The sequence below is a fragment of the Candidatus Oscillochloris fontis genome (assembly GCF_004138135.1).
GTDB lineage: Bacteria > Chloroflexota > Chloroflexia > Chloroflexales > Chloroflexaceae > Oscillochloris > Oscillochloris fontis.
The window spans coordinates 1-13,675 of the sequence record NZ_RYFD01000046.1; the positions used below are offsets into that span (position 1 = coordinate 1).

The window sequence follows — 13,675 nt, forward strand, 5'->3', positions numbered from 1 at the left end:
GGTGAGGTGCTGTTTTTTCATGCCACCAGTCTAAGTGACGTGGCGATAGAACACAAGAGGTCTTAATTTACGGACTATTTAGTAATATCACCTTGTGCAATTGCATGTTCGGCTTGCTGTAGGAATTCCGTTTCATTCATTGTAGTTCGACCTTTCTTACCTAGAAGTTGAGATCCATAGTCTACCCTAATATACACAAACTACGTCGGTAGTCAAGGCTGACGCACCCAAAATGTGCTAACAATCGGTTACCGATATTCACCCGTCCTGATCGTCCAAGATCGCCAGGGCCAGCCATGGGGGCATCAACCTCGATGTTATGGAGCATGAAGGGGCCAATTTGGAGATCGGCATGGGCACCAGTAAGGACGGAGGTGGCACTCGTAAAACTCTGGCCATTACGGGTGATGCTGGTTGCCGTATCGTGGTAGAGGCCGATGCAGGTGGCTACATCGCGGCCCAGGGTGAGTGCCCCGTTTGAGCCGGTGTCAATCGTGGCGAGGGGTAATGCGTGGCGGCGCTCGGCGCAGATGAGTTCGAGGTTGGCGAGAGCCGGGAAGTGCTCGGCAAAATGGAGAGGTAGAATTGTCCCGTGTGGACCCGGTGCGGGTGGCTCAATATCTGGGTGGCCTAGGTTGATGCATGAATTGACATAATCAATGTATAACGTTAATTGAGAAAGGACATTATAGCCCAACACTAGATCAACCTTGAAGGGTGCCCGACTGAGATCCATCGCTACTGCATAGAGGTTGCGCAAGCTCAGATCGCCCAGACGCAGCCAGGGTAACACCGTCTCGGTAAAGGGGACACTATCGCTGGCGGCGTCGCGGCCTAGCGCAAAATCACCCAGGCGCAGATCAAGGCGACGGGCCAAGCCGAGATCAATTGCCGAAGGATCAGTACCGGTATCGAGTAGTACGGTTAAGGGATGCCCGCCCGGCCCTGCGGCTATGCAGCGCAGAACCTGGGGCATCAGTAGGAGCGGCAGATTGGCCTCACCACTGGCCGGGAAGATGATGCGGGTTGTGTCGTCGAGCATGTGATCATGATACCATAGAGAAGAGTTTTATACAGGAGTAACGATGATGAGCCATGATCCAGCGGGTTTACGCACAGCAGTCCGTCGCCAAGACCGAGCCGTACAGGATGATGCCTGGATTACTGCGATGTTGAGTCAGGCTCCGGTCGCGTATCTGGCGATGGCGAATGCCGAACAGCCCTTTATCAACAGTAATCTCTTTGTCTATGATCCAACCCGTTCGGCGATCTACTTCCACACTGCCCGCGATGGACGCACACGCACGACGATTGAGGCCAATCCACGCATATGCCTGAGTGTGGGTGAGATGGGGCGCTTACTTCCTGCTGCCACTGCGCTGGAGTTTAGTGTCGAGTATGCCGGTGTCACGGTCTTTGGTACAGCGCATGTAGTGATTGATACCGAGGAAGCGGCCTATGCGCTGCAACTGCTGCTTGACAAATATTTTCCACACCTACATCCCGGCCACGATTACCGCCCAATCATGGCTCAGGAGTTGGAATACACGAGTGTCTACCGTATAGATATTGAAGAGTGGAGTGGAAAGCGCAAAACGGTGGCTGGTGATCCACAGGGAGCCTTCTTCTACCCCTATAATGGCGAAGAATCGATAACCTAGATTCTTTGACATTTCGTTCTCAGCGCAGTATAGTTTCAACGGTCTTTACAATCTGCCACGAGCTACAGGAGGCTTTCCGATGGCGAAGAAGTGGGTCTACCTTTTCCGTGAGGGTGACGCGTCGATGCGTGATCTCCTTGGCGGGAAGGGCGCAGGCGTGGCCGAAATGACGCGTACTGGTGTACCGGTACCCCCTGGGTTTACGATTACCACCGAGGCGTGTAACGCCTACTACGAGAGCGATAAGCAGTTTCCTGAAGGGATGTGGGATCAGGTGCTGGTGGCGCTCAAAGAGGTTGAAAAACAGACCGGTAAGAATTTTGGTGATCCGAGCAATCCGCTCTTGGTGTCGGTACGTTCGGGAGCCAAGTTCTCCATGCCCGGCATGATGGACACGGTGCTCAACCTAGGCTTGAATCAGTCCACCCGCGAGGGGTTGGCGAAACTTACCGATAATCCACGCTTTGCCGCTGATGCCTATCGCCGCTTCATCCAACTCTTTGGCAAGATTGTGTTGGGAGTCGAGGGGGATCGTTTTGAGCATTTGATGGAAGTGGCGAAGGGCCATGGCGAGCGCCTCGATACTGATCTGAGCGCGGAAGAGTTGCTGGCGATTGCTGAGCAGTTCAAGCAGGTGATCAAGGATGATGTGGGGATCGAGTTCCCCGAAGAGCCACTTGATCAGTTGCGCGCTGCGATTGGAGCGGTCTTTAGCTCCTGGAATGGCCGCCGTGCGATTGATTATCGCCGTATCAATAAGATTGCCGACAACTTGGGCACGGCAGTGAATGTCCAGTCCATGGTCTTCGGGAATATGGGTGATGATAGCGCCACTGGCGTGGCCTTCACCCGCAGCCCCAGCACCGGCGAGGCTGAGATCTTCGGTGAGTATCTGGTGAATGCCCAGGGCGAGGATGTGGTCGCGGGTGTGCGCACGCCTCAGCCGATCTCGAAACTCAAGGATACGATGCCAGAGGTCTATGAGCAGTTCCATACGATTGCCAAGCAGCTTGAGGCGCACTACAAGGATGTGCAGGACGTTGAGTTCACCATCGAGCGCGGCAAGTTGTGGATGTTGCAGACCCGTAATGGCAAGCGGACGGCGGCCTCTGCGCTGAAGATTGCGGTTGATCTGGTGCGTGAGGGTGTGATTGACAAGGCAACGGCGGTGCAGCGTATCGAGCCACACACTCTTGACCAGTTGCTCCACCCCATGATTGACCCGGCGGCGCGTGTAACGGCGACGGTGCTCACCACGGGTCTGCCCGCCTCGCCAGGTGCCGCGAGCGGCACGGCGGTCTTCGATCCCGATGAGGCCGAGCACATGGCCGCTGAGGGGCATAAGGTCATCCTGATCCGTGTCGAGACGGCCCCGGAGGACTTCCACGGCATGGTGGCAGCCCAGGCCATCCTGACCGCTCGTGGTGGCATGACCAGCCACGCGGCGGTGGTGGCGCGTGGTATGGGTAAGCCGTGTGTGGCGGGTGCCGGTGATCTGCGCGTCAGCTATGCCGATCAGTCGGTCTCGGTGGGTGAGCAGAAGATCGCCAAGGGCGACTGGGTCACGCTGGATGGCAGTACCGGCGAGGTCTTCGTCGGCAAGATGCCCACGGTGGAGCCGGAGCTTTCGGGCGATTTTGCCGAGTTTATCGCCTGGGCCGATGAGTTCCGCACACTTGGGGTGCGCGCCAATGCCGACATCCCGCGTGACGCCAAGGTGGCGCGGGCCTTCGGTGCCGAGGGCATCGGGCTGTGCCGCACCGAGCACATGTTCTTCGAGGGTGATCGTATTGATGCTGTGCGCGAGATGATCCTCGCCGATACGCTCGAAGATCGCCGCGCCGCGCTGGCCAAGATCGAGCCGCTCCAGCAGGGCGACTTCGAGGGGCTTTTCCGTGAGATGGCCGGCCTGCCGGTGACCATTCGTACCCTCGACCCACCGCTGCACGAGTTCCTGCCCCACGAGGATCACGAGATCGAGGCGCTGGCCGCCAAACTGGGGGTCGAGTTCGCCAAGGTCAAGTCGCGGGTCGAGAATCTGCGTGAGGCCAACCCGATGCTCGGTTTCCGTGGCTGCCGTTTGGGGATCATCTACCCAGAGATCACCGAGATGCAGGCCAACGCGATCTTCAAGGCGGCGGTGGCGGTCAAGGCCGAGGGGGTTGATGTCCATCCTGAGGTCATGATCCCGCTGGTGAGCAACATCACCGAGTTGAAGATCCAGGAAGAACTGGTACGCAAGGTGGCCGCCGAGGTCTTTGCGGCGGCGGGGGTCGAGATCCCCTACTTGGTCGGCACGATGATCGAGTTGCCGCGTGCGGCGCTCACCGCCGACGAGATCGCCCAGACGGCAGAGTTCTTCAGCTTTGGCACCAACGACCTGACCCAGACCACGTTGGGGCTGAGCCGCGACGATGCGGGGCGCTTCTTGCCCGCGTATGTCGAGAAGAAGCTGATGCCCGACGATCCTTTCCAGTCCATTGATCAGCGTGGTGTGGGCCAGTTGGTGCAGATTGGCACTGAGCGTGGCCGCAGCACCCGCCCCAACCTCAAGGTGGGCATCTGTGGTGAGCATGGTGGCGACCCGGCGAGTGTCGAGTTTTTCCACCGTGCGGGTCTGAGCTATGTCAGTTGCTCGCCCTACCGCGTGCCGATTGCGCGCCTCGCGGCTGCTCAGGCAGCCCTGGGGGATGGCAAGCGGGATAAATAAGGCTTGTTCCGTAACTGTTCACACTTGGGGTAAAAGAAACCTCGTGTTGACGCAAAGGCGCGAAGACGCAAAGGGTTGTTGCAGGCTTTGCGTCTCTGCGTCTTTGCGTCAAAACCTGGAGGCTAGGAGAAGTGTGAACAGTTACCTCGTTCCGTGCGCAGGGGCGCGTCGCGACGCGCCCCATGTTATGTTCGTGGGGGCGCGTCGCGACGCGCCCCTACATGTTCTATCTATGCACTCCATCCTTGCTGCCACACTTGCTCACGCCGCCCATACCCCGCAGCGCACCTGCCTGATCTGGCAGGGTCAGCCGATCAGCTATGCCGAGTTGGTGGCGGCGGCCCGCACGTGGGCCGTCTTCTACCGTGCTCTCGGTCTGGTGCCGGGGGATCGCGTGGGTCTCTATTTGGGCAACACACCCGCGTTTCTAGCCGCCTACCTCGGTACGCACATGGCTGGGGGTGCAGCGGTATTGATCAACACCCAGTACCGCCAGATCGAACTCGAACATATCCTTACTGATAGTGAACCGCATATCGCCGTCGGTGATGCAACGACGGCCCCCGAACTGCGCATTATGCTGGGCAAACTGCGCCAAGCCGGGCAGGCGATCACCCAGATCACCAGCGACGGTTCGCGTTTTGGCATGCCGGTGCAGGAGCGCGGGCCGCTCGATCTGCCATTGCCGCAACCCGACGATCTGGCTATTTTGGCCTATACCTCTGGCACTACCGGGCGATCCAAGGGGGCGATGCTCACCCACGCCAACCTCGTGGCGAATAGTCGGGCGGTGCTGGACGCATGGCAGTGGACGGAGCGTGATCATCTGTTGCTCACATTGCCGCTCTTCCACATTCATGGTTTGGGGGTGGGCGTGCATGGCAGTTTGCTGGCCGGAGCTAGTTTTGATCTGCGGCCCCAGTTTGAGCCGGACGCGGTTCTATTTGCCCTGGCCAGTGGCACGGTGAGTATGTTCTTTGGTGTCCCGACCATGTATGGGCGTTTGCTTCAGGTGGCAAGTGGTGCCGAATATGCCGCAGTCCGCAGCGCCATCAGGCAGCGCATGCGCCTCTTCGTCTCCGGCTCGGCGGCGCTACCGCCGCAGATCTTCCACACCTTCCGCGATCTCTTCGGCCATACCATCCTCGAACGCTACGGCATGACCGAGACGATCATGAATCTGACTAACCCCTACCAGGGCGAACGGCGGGCGGGCACGGTGGGGATGCCCTTCCCCGGCCAGGCGGCGCGCATCGTGGATGTGCGTAGCCGCGAGGTTCTTCCCGACGGCGAGGTGGGCGAGATCCAGGTACGCGGGCCACACGTCTGCGCGGGCTATTGGCGCAACCCCCATGCCACTGCCGAGGTCTTCGGGGCGGATGGCTGGTTCAGTACCGGCGACCTAGGGCGGCGCGAGGCCGATGGCTACTTCGTGATTACTGGGCGCGCCAGGGAGTTGATCATCAGCGGCGGCTACAACATCTACCCGCGTGAGGTGGAAGAGCGCCTACTCAGCCACCCGGCGGTGCTGGAGTGTGCGGTGCGTGGCCTGCCCGACCCCGATTTTGGTGAGCAGGTGGCAGCGTGGATTGTGCCTAGTACCTTCCCGCTCGATGCTGTGGCGAGCGCCGCGCTGAGTAGCGAACTGATCACCTTCTGCCGAGCCGGATTGGCGGCCTACAAACGCCCGCGCCAGATCTTCTTTGTGGCCGCGCTGCCGCGTAATGCGCTGGGGAAGGTGCAGAAGCATCTGCTTACGAGAAGTCCTGGGAGCGAGGGCGTCCCGCCCTCAGCGGATACGAGGGCGAGACGCCCTCGCTCCCAGGCTTAACAAAAGCCTGGGGAAAACTGCAATGTGGCACGCTGGCTTCGACAAGTTCAGCTTCGGCAGGCTCAGCCAGCGCCAGCGACCGCGCCGCTGGCTTCGACAAGCTCAGCCAGCGGTGCGGTAGGAGATGTGCTATGCTCGATCTGACGTCATTACGCAACGCGATAACCGCCCTCCGTGATAGCATTGAAGTTGTCACGAACGCGGAATGGTTTGATCAACAATCAGCGAAGATCCAGCAGACCCTTATAAGTGGAGTGATTCAGAGCTTCGAGTTTGTCTATGAACTGAGTATCAAAATGCTGAGACGACAGCTTGATCTCGAATCGGCTAGCCCCAACGAGGTGGATCAGAGTAGCTTCCGCGATCTGCTGCGCTTAGCGGCGAGTAGAGGCTTGATCACTGATCCGCAAGCCTGGTTTGAGCATCGCTATATGCGCAACCTGACTGCCCACACCTACGATCAGGCCAAGGCGCAGCAGGTCTATCAGCATGCACTCGGCTTTCTTGCTGATGCACAAGCGTTGCTCACCCAATTGGAGTCGCGTCATGCTGCCGCAGATAGAGATTGAACCCCAGCACTGGGAGATCGTGCGCACGATTCTGCATACCCATATTCCTCACTATGAGGTATGGGCATTTGGTTCACGGGCACGCAGGCAGGCCCAGCGCTTCTCTGATCTCGACTTGGCGATTATCACTACAACCCCGCTCCCTTTACGGGTGTATGCCACTCTGGTCGAGGATTTTATCGATTCGGATCTGCCATGGCGTGTGGATGTACTCGACTGGGCGAGCATCACCCCCGCATTTCAGGCGATCATTGTGCAGGATCATGTGGTGGTGCAGCAGGGGGGGAATTGATCTTCAGAGTCTTGTATGCTATAATCTAGACAGACTAGACAGGAGGACGTGATGGCACGTACATGGCAACTCCAAGAAGCCAAAAACAAGTTCAGTGAAGTTGTGGATGCGGCGCTGATTCATGGCCCCCAAATCATCACCAAGCATGGGGTTGAGACGGTGATCGTACTCTCCTATACCGAATATCGTTCAATGCTGCTGCGCCAAAAACCACTCGCGGCCTTTTTTCGCGAATCACCACTTGTTGCGTATGATCTCGATCTTACTCGTGATACCAGTCCGTTGCGCACTGATATTTCGCTATGAACTATATTCTTGATACCAATATTATCTCGGAACTGATCGCGAAACAACCCAATCCACATGTTATTGACTGGATTGATCAGTGTGATCCACAAACCGTATACTTGACCGTCATCACCATCGGGGAGCTACGCAAAGGGATCGAAAAGTTACCAGCCTCAACCCGGAAAGCAACCCTCACCGATTGGCTTGCAACAGATTTACTCCTTCGATTTGAGGGTCGTATTCTTGCCCTAACGACCGAGGTGATGTTGGTATGGGGGGAACTTACGGGTGCCTTAGAACTTCGGGGCACACCGATAGCCGCAATTGACTCGCTGATTGCGGCGATTGCTCTTCATGGAGGGTACACCTTGGTAACCCGTAATGAACGTGATTTCCGCTATACAGGTATTCCGGTCATTAATCCCTGGAACGCTGCATAACCCGCCTCAAACCGCCTCGCGTTCGGTAAAACAATCCCACACAAACTGCACCCCTAACCCCAGCACTGCCGTATCCACCAGCGCCTCGATCATCACCGGGCGCAGGCCGAAGACGGGCGTGGTGACAAAGGCGAGGCCGCTGGCGATCAGGAAGAGCAGGCAGATCAGCCCTTCTTGGAGGCGTTGGTTACGGCTGAGGGTGGCACTGACAACCGCGTAGCCACTTACGGCGGCACCGAGCACCCCACCAAGTGCCGCGCCCAAACGCCAGATCTGCGATTCCTCGCCGGAGAGCACCGCGATCAGTGCGATCAGCCCCGGCGCGACGAAGTGCATCGAGGCCGCATAGGCGACCCGTCGCCGCGCCGGGGTGGACATCCATAGCTCATACTTCATCTGCACCACGACCCACCAGAGGCCCAGCAGGGTGAAGGCGATTCCGGCAAGGGTGGCGTAGAAGTCGGCCATGGAGTACTCCTATTCCCAGTTCCAATCCTTAAACTTATCGCGCAGTTGGGTCTTGAGGAACTTGCCGGTAGAGGTACGCGGGATCTCCGCGACAAAGACAAAGGCATCGGGAATCCAGAACTTGGCGACCTTCGGCTCCAAGAAGGCGTGTAACTCTTCGGAGGTGACACTGGCCCCCTCTTTGAGCACGATAGCCGCCAGGGGGCGTTCGTCCCAGCGCGGATGGGCCACGGCAATCACCGCCGCCTCGCGCACCGCCGGGTGGCCCATGAGGGTATTTTCCAGATCGAGTGAACTGATCCACTCACCGCCCGACTTGATCAGATCCTTGGTGCGATCCGTGATCTTGACATACCCATCCGGGTCAATCGTTACCACATCGCCGGTACGGAACCAGCCGTCGCGGCTCCAGCGATCCTTCTCGCTCTCCAGCTTGAAGTAGCTTTCGGCAACCCACGGCCCGCGCACTTCAAGTTCTCCCATCGTCTTGCCATCCCACGGTGCTGCGCCGCCCTCGTGGGCTGCGCGTACCTCAACAAAGGGTACCGAAACCCCCTGGGTGGCGCGTAGCGCGTAGAGGGTATCCGCGTCGGCGCTGGTGGCCTCTTGCAGCTTGGGGCGCGAGACCGTGCCAAGCGGGCTGATTTCGGTCATGCCCCAGGCATGCACCACCTTCAGGTTGTGTTGATCGAAGGCACGGATCATCGCCTCGGGTGCGGCGGCCCCACCCACCACCATCTCCATGGGTTGCAGATTCCAGCGCTGCGGTTCCTTTTGCAGCGCCTGAAGCACCCCCATCCAGATCGTGGGTACCCCGGCGGTCTTGGTCACCTGTTCTGATTCATAGAGATCGAGCAGACTGACCGGATCGAGGAAGGGGCCGGGCATAGCGATCTTGCAGCCGATTATCACCCCGGTAAAGGGCAGACCCCATGCGTTGACGTGGAACATCGGTACGACCGGGGTCAGGGTATCATGTTGATTAAGATTAAGCGCATCGGGTAGCGCCGAGCAGAGCGAGTGGAGGATGGTGGAGCGGTGCGAATAGACCACACCCTTGGGCTTGCCGGTCGTACCTGAGGTATAGCACATCCCCAAGGGGGTGTTCTCATCAAGATCGAGGTACTGGAACTTGCCCTCGGCAGTAGCCAGGAAATCCTCGTAGCTCGTCAGCCCCTCAGGGACGGGCTGGCCACTCAGCGGCACCACCAGCACCTTCTCGACCTTGATATGATCCTTGATCGCCTCATAGAGCTTGAGCAATACATCATCAACGATCAGGAAACGATCTTCGGCGTGGTTGATGATATAGATAATATCGCTCGGATGCAGGCGCAGATTGAGCGTATGCAGCACACCACCTGCCACGGGGACGCCAAAATAGGCTTCGAGGTGGGCATAGGTATTCCAACTCAGGGTTGCGACGCGATCACCCGGTTGCAAGCCTGCCTTTTGGAGCGCCTCGGCAAGCGCCCGTGAGCGGCGGTAGAAATCGGCGTAGGTGTAGCGGTGCAGCGACTTGTCGGGCATACGGGTAACGATTTCGCTCTTAGGGAAGAGCGTACCAGCCCGTTCCAGCAGATGGTTCAGGGTCAGGGGGAAGCCCATCATCGTTGATCGCATGAAGTTCTCCACTATTCCGCAGCAGCGCGGGTCTTCTCACTTCTCCACTCCAGTGGGGGTTCGGGGGCGGCGCAGCCGCCTCCGAAGATCTTTTTTGTTGATGTTTGGCGGCATAGCCGCCAAACATCAACAAACATTAGGGTTTGGGGCGCAGCCCCACAGATTATGCACCAGCCGAAAGGATATAGGTATCATAGCAAGAGTAGTGTGGGGGAGTCAAATCTATATAGTATAGTAGAGGAATTGATTCACCAAACCAGTGCTGCGCTTGGTACAATATCTCTAACTATTTCTCTACGTTCTAGGAGCGCCGCTATGAGCGAACACATCCACCAACCAATAGGAGAACTTCAATCCTCCTATTTGCATGCACTCGTCGCCGGTAGCGGACGTGAGGCGGATCGGGTGGTGACCGCAGCACTTGATCTTGCCGTGACACCGCAGCAGATCTACCTCGATATTTTCCAGCCCACGGCCTACCAGATCGGGCAACTCTGGCAGCGTAACAAGGTGAGTGTGGCCCAGGAGCACCTAGCCACCGCGATTGTTGAGCGTCAGATGGGCGAAATGCACCCAATGTTTCGGCCCAAACAGCCGCGTTCGCACACGATGGTGCTGGGGTGTGTCCCCGATGAGTGGCACCGGGTCGGTTTGCGGATGGTGGCGGACTTCTTCGAGGCTGATGGCTGGGACGTACACTATCTGGGGGCGAATGTACCGGTGAAGGATTTGGTCGGATTGGCGCGCGAGAGTCATGCTGATCTGGTTGGTCTTTCGGCGGAGATGATCTTCAATGTGCCGAGGGTCTCCGAATTTGTCCAGGCGCTCGATCAGGCTGGGCTGAGTGGTATTCCGATTATTGCTGGGGGCATGCCGTTCATTGTGCAGCACGATCTTGCGCAAGCGCTGAATCTGCGTGGGAGTGCGCCAAATGCGGAGCAAGCGGTGCGTTTGGCCCACGAGATTGTGGGCACGAGATCAAGCCCGCCGAGCCCCTTGATGTTGGCGGCAACCGTGCTGGCACTACGGGCCAATAGTGAGAAGATCTTGGCCGAGGCGTTGGAACGTTCGCAGGTTGCCGGGGATACCGAGATCGCGCTGATCCACGCCGGGTACCAGTATGTGTTACGGATGCTCGATGCAGCCTTGGTGGCGGGCAGCCCGGAACTTCTGGATGGCCAGATTTCGTGGGCCAACGACCGCCAGCCCCATGATGGCATTGCGCCAGAGCAACTGTTTGAGCGCTTGATTCGGATGGCTGACACGTTGCGCGAGACCTTGCCTAGCCCGCACGGTGCGATTGCGGCCAGTTATGTGGATCGCTTGGTTGCGCAGCAGCAGGTGTATTTGGCGGGGTAGGGGCGAAGCATTGCCCCCCAATGTATTATGGGTTTAGCCAGTGATTCTGAGGGGGCAATGCTTCGCCCCTACAGTTCAACCGGCAACACGATCCGTGCTCGCGTCCCTTGACCGGGGCTACTCTGAAACTCCAGCTTCCCGCCGTGGCGCTCGATGATTCCTCGGCTGATCGCGATGCCTAGGCCGGTTCCCGAACCGACTGGGCGGGTGGTGAAGAATGGTTCACCGAGGTGCGCCAGTGTGGCGGCGTCCATGCCCACACCTGTATCCACCACACAGATCTCGACCTGCTGATCCAAAAGCCGACTGCTGATCTGCACCTCGCCGCTATGCTGAATAGCCTGGATGGCGTTGGTGAGCAGGTTGAGTACCACCTGGTTGATCTGGCTGGGGTTGCAGACCACCTGCGGCAACTGACCATACTCCTCGTGAATCTTGATCCCCACCGGGGCGCTCGAACGAGCAATGCGTACCGTACTCATCAGCCCGCTATTCAGATCGGCAGCGAGGGTGCCCGTCTCGTCGGGGCGGGCGAAGCTGCGCAGCGCTTTGACAATCGTGGCAATGCGCGTGACCCCCTCGCGGCTTTCGGGGAGGATGTCGTCTAGGTCGGCCCAGATCTGTTCGGCTTCGGCGTGCATGTCGAGATCGTGCTGCTGATGAGCCAGATCGGGGTGGTTGGCGAGGAGATCATGGTAGGCTTGGTGAAGTTGACGTAATGTATTAAGACTACTATCGAGAAACTCCAGATTATTGGCCACAAACGCCAGCGGGGTATTCACCTCATGGGCCACCCCAGCCACCAGTTGGCCGAGGGCACGCATCTTCTCCGAGCGCACCAATTGCACCTGGGTCTCTTTGAGCGCAGCGTGGGTTCGTTCAAGTTGGAGCAGGGCACCTTCGAGTTGTTGGTTTGTTGCGGACAACTGACTCGCGAGCGAGAGCGCGGCATCGAGGGGCCGCCCGATCAGCGCGACACCGGGCGATGATTCGGGGCTAGAACGCCAAGCCCAGGCCGTATAGGTCACCAGGATAGGTGCAGCACCGGGGTTGGGGTGGTTGAGCTCCCAATCATAGGTGATGCCCTCAAGTAGCGTCTCTTGTACGAGGAGCGTGGCCTTCTCTTGGCTAAAGGCATCCACGACACTCGCAAAGGGCTGGTTGATTAACGCCGTAGCTGGGCGGGCAAAGAGTGCTTCGGCGGCTGGATTGAGGTGGACAAAACAGCCCTCGGTATCGAGCAGGAGGAAGGGCAGGCGAGTTTGGGCAAGTGCGCTATCAATCAGTGCTGTACTCATAGTTCCGCAGGTGGTGAGGGCGTTCGGGTTGGGGTGAGACGCGGACCCAAGCGCATCGCCGCCAACCAGCCACGATAGAAGAGCACCAGATCGCCCATCAACTCGGGCAGCAGCATGCGGGCTTCTTCGCTATAGGCAGCCGCCCGGACAACTGGTGCATCGGTGGTGCAGCGGTTCAATCCAGAGAGGTGAATCTCAACCACATCACGTGGCGTAGCCCAGACTGAACCAAGATGCTCACTCAGGGTATGTAACTGATCTGAGACATGCGACACGCTGCCGTGGGCACGCACATTGAGCGCATCCTCCAGAATTGTGGCATAGGTTGTGACCATCTCAGCGAAGCGGGTGGGCATACGTTGGGCGAGGCGCTGATTATCGGCGGGTGGCCCGGCAAAGAACGAGAGTTGTGAGGCGGTTGGGCTTGGTTCAGAGCGAATCCGTTCCCATTCGGCAAAGAGCGTGTCGGTGTTGCCTTCAACTAGGGCATCAAGGGTGCGCTGAATCTCGCTGATCTGATCGCGGGCTTCGGTAGCCGCATTGGCCGCCCGGTGCAGCACCGACGGATCAAGGAAGCCTACCTGATAGCTATGCACCGCTTCATCAAGCTGGTGGCGCAACTGCTGAATATCCCACGGTTTGGGGATAAAACCACGTACATTACCAAGATTGAGCGCATCAACCAACGCTGAGACATCCGTATAGCCAGAGATCAGGATGCCAACGGCTTGCGGGCGCAGATCGCGCGCCTTCTCTAAGAGTTGCACCCCCGACAGATCGGGCATGCGTTGATCGGTCAGAATAACTGCAATTGGCTCACGCGCAATGACCTCCAACGCCTCCTCAGCCGTCGTCGCCGTAAAGACGGTGAAGCGGTCGCGCAGGCTGCGTACTAAGCTCCGGGTGATCGCTGGTTCGTCATCAACCACAAGAATCGCAGGGCGTCCCTGCGTCGTTGGTTCGCCGGATTTGAGAGTTGTCATGACAAACTGCTACTTTCTATGTACCCGAAAGTACGCGCTACAAATTCCTGCCACGACCTGCCCCAGGTTGAGGAATCAAACATCATTATAGCGCATACTCTTTGAGTAGGGGCGCAGCCCCAAGGACTTTGCCCATGCCCTGGTTACATGCTG

The 13,675-nt window shown here is 58.4% G+C and carries 13 protein-coding genes; 8 read left to right on the forward strand and 5 right to left on the reverse strand.

Annotated elements, in window-relative coordinates:
* Nucleotides 1-181: 181 nt before the first annotated feature.
* Nucleotides 182-1,042 (reverse strand): retropepsin-like aspartic protease, encoded by an 861-nt coding sequence (locus tag EKD03_RS14905; RefSeq protein WP_129632524.1) that lies wholly within the window; start codon nt 1,040-1,042, stop codon nt 182-184.
* 43 nt (nt 1,043-1,085) lie between these two features.
* On the opposite strand from EKD03_RS14905, the gene EKD03_RS14910 reads away from it, so the two are divergent.
* The 7 genes from EKD03_RS14910 to EKD03_RS14940 all read left to right on the forward strand — a co-directional run bounded on the left by EKD03_RS14910 (nt 1,086) and on the right by EKD03_RS14940 (nt 7,791).
* On the forward strand, nt 1,086-1,661 hold the full coding sequence (locus EKD03_RS14910; protein ID WP_129632527.1) for a pyridoxamine 5'-phosphate oxidase family protein: 576 nt from the start codon (nt 1,086-1,088) through the stop codon (nt 1,659-1,661).
* A gap of 79 nt (nt 1,662-1,740) precedes the next feature.
* Nucleotides 1,741-4,371: a pyruvate, phosphate dikinase gene (gene ppdK, locus EKD03_RS14915; protein WP_129632530.1), complete on the forward strand. Its 2,631-nt coding sequence runs from the start codon at nt 1,741-1,743 to the stop codon at nt 4,369-4,371.
* A gap of 232 nt (nt 4,372-4,603) precedes the next feature.
* Complete coding sequence (locus tag EKD03_RS14920) at nt 4,604-6,202, forward strand: acyl-CoA synthetase (protein WP_129632533.1); 1,599 nt, start codon at nt 4,604-4,606, stop codon at nt 6,200-6,202.
* 131 nt (nt 6,203-6,333) lie between these two features.
* Complete coding sequence (locus EKD03_RS14925; protein WP_129632536.1) at nt 6,334-6,771, forward strand: nucleotidyltransferase substrate binding protein; 438 nt, start codon at nt 6,334-6,336, stop codon at nt 6,769-6,771.
* Nucleotides 6,749-7,063 (forward strand): nucleotidyltransferase family protein, encoded by a 315-nt coding sequence (locus tag EKD03_RS14930; protein ID WP_129632539.1) that lies wholly within the window; start codon nt 6,749-6,751, stop codon nt 7,061-7,063. The genes EKD03_RS14925 and EKD03_RS14930 overlap by 23 nt, the downstream gene beginning before the upstream one ends.
* Before the next feature lie 51 nt (nt 7,064-7,114).
* Nucleotides 7,115-7,369: a type II toxin-antitoxin system Phd/YefM family antitoxin gene (locus EKD03_RS14935; RefSeq protein WP_129632544.1), complete on the forward strand. Its 255-nt coding sequence runs from the start codon at nt 7,115-7,117 to the stop codon at nt 7,367-7,369.
* Complete coding sequence (locus EKD03_RS14940) at nt 7,366-7,791, forward strand: type II toxin-antitoxin system VapC family toxin (protein ID WP_129632547.1); 426 nt, start codon at nt 7,366-7,368, stop codon at nt 7,789-7,791. The genes EKD03_RS14935 and EKD03_RS14940 overlap by 4 nt, the downstream gene beginning before the upstream one ends.
* Before the next feature lie 6 nt (nt 7,792-7,797).
* Here the strand turns inward: EKD03_RS14940 and EKD03_RS14945 are convergent, their stop codons facing one another.
* Together EKD03_RS14945 and EKD03_RS14950 are read right to left on the reverse strand one after the other, a co-directional pair.
* A complete protein-coding gene (locus tag EKD03_RS14945) occupies nt 7,798-8,259 on the reverse strand; it encodes a hypothetical protein (RefSeq protein WP_129632550.1) in 462 nt (153 codons plus the stop codon).
* 9 nt (nt 8,260-8,268) lie between these two features.
* The gene (locus EKD03_RS14950) at nt 8,269-9,882 is read right to left on the reverse strand and encodes a long-chain fatty acid--CoA ligase (RefSeq protein WP_129632553.1); all 1,614 of its coding nucleotides are present in this window, start codon (nt 9,880-9,882) and stop codon (nt 8,269-8,271) included.
* Nucleotides 9,883-10,197: 315 nt separating this feature from the next.
* Here EKD03_RS14950 and EKD03_RS14955 point away from each other — a divergent pair, with 315 nt between their 5' ends.
* Complete coding sequence (locus tag EKD03_RS14955; protein ID WP_161569276.1) at nt 10,198-11,241, forward strand: cobalamin B12-binding domain-containing protein; 1,044 nt, start codon at nt 10,198-10,200, stop codon at nt 11,239-11,241.
* A gap of 68 nt (nt 11,242-11,309) precedes the next feature.
* On the opposite strand, the gene EKD03_RS14960 is transcribed toward EKD03_RS14955, so the two are convergent.
* Together EKD03_RS14960 and EKD03_RS14965 are read right to left on the reverse strand one after the other, a co-directional pair.
* The gene (locus EKD03_RS14960) at nt 11,310-12,539 is read right to left on the reverse strand and encodes an ATP-binding protein (RefSeq protein ID WP_129632559.1); all 1,230 of its coding nucleotides are present in this window, start codon (nt 12,537-12,539) and stop codon (nt 11,310-11,312) included.
* Complete coding sequence (locus tag EKD03_RS14965) at nt 12,536-13,522, reverse strand: response regulator (RefSeq protein WP_129632562.1); 987 nt, start codon at nt 13,520-13,522, stop codon at nt 12,536-12,538. The genes EKD03_RS14960 and EKD03_RS14965 overlap by 4 nt, the downstream gene beginning before the upstream one ends.
* Nucleotides 13,523-13,675: the final 153 nt, after the last annotated feature.

What these genes read in the sequence shown, in the direction of transcription:
- EKD03_RS14955 (WP_161569276.1), top strand. Translation starts at nt 10,198, where the DNA reads ATGAGCGAACACATCCACCAACCAATAGGAGAACTTCAATCCTCCTAT.
- EKD03_RS14925 (WP_129632536.1), top strand. Translation starts at nt 6,334, where the DNA reads ATGCTCGATCTGACGTCATTACGCAACGCGATAACCGCCCTCCGTGAT.
- EKD03_RS14905 (WP_129632524.1), bottom strand. Translation starts at nt 1,042, where the DNA reads ATGCTCGACGACACAACCCGCATCATCTTCCCGGCCAGTGGTGAGGCC.
- EKD03_RS14910 (WP_129632527.1), top strand. Translation starts at nt 1,086, where the DNA reads ATGATGAGCCATGATCCAGCGGGTTTACGCACAGCAGTCCGTCGCCAA.
- EKD03_RS14960 (WP_129632559.1), bottom strand. Translation starts at nt 12,539, where the DNA reads ATGAGTACAGCACTGATTGATAGCGCACTTGCCCAAACTCGCCTGCCC.
- EKD03_RS14930 (WP_129632539.1), top strand. Translation starts at nt 6,749, where the DNA reads ATGCTGCCGCAGATAGAGATTGAACCCCAGCACTGGGAGATCGTGCGC.
- EKD03_RS14920 (WP_129632533.1), top strand. Translation starts at nt 4,604, where the DNA reads ATGCACTCCATCCTTGCTGCCACACTTGCTCACGCCGCCCATACCCCG.
- ppdK (WP_129632530.1), top strand. Translation starts at nt 1,741, where the DNA reads ATGGCGAAGAAGTGGGTCTACCTTTTCCGTGAGGGTGACGCGTCGATG.
- EKD03_RS14935 (WP_129632544.1), top strand. Translation starts at nt 7,115, where the DNA reads ATGGCACGTACATGGCAACTCCAAGAAGCCAAAAACAAGTTCAGTGAA.
- EKD03_RS14945 (WP_129632550.1), bottom strand. Translation starts at nt 8,259, where the DNA reads ATGGCCGACTTCTACGCCACCCTTGCCGGAATCGCCTTCACCCTGCTG.
- EKD03_RS14940 (WP_129632547.1), top strand. Translation starts at nt 7,366, where the DNA reads ATGAACTATATTCTTGATACCAATATTATCTCGGAACTGATCGCGAAA.
- EKD03_RS14950 (WP_129632553.1), bottom strand. Translation starts at nt 9,882, where the DNA reads ATGCGATCAACGATGATGGGCTTCCCCCTGACCCTGAACCATCTGCTG.
- EKD03_RS14965 (WP_129632562.1), bottom strand. Translation starts at nt 13,522, where the DNA reads ATGACAACTCTCAAATCCGGCGAACCAACGACGCAGGGACGCCCTGCG.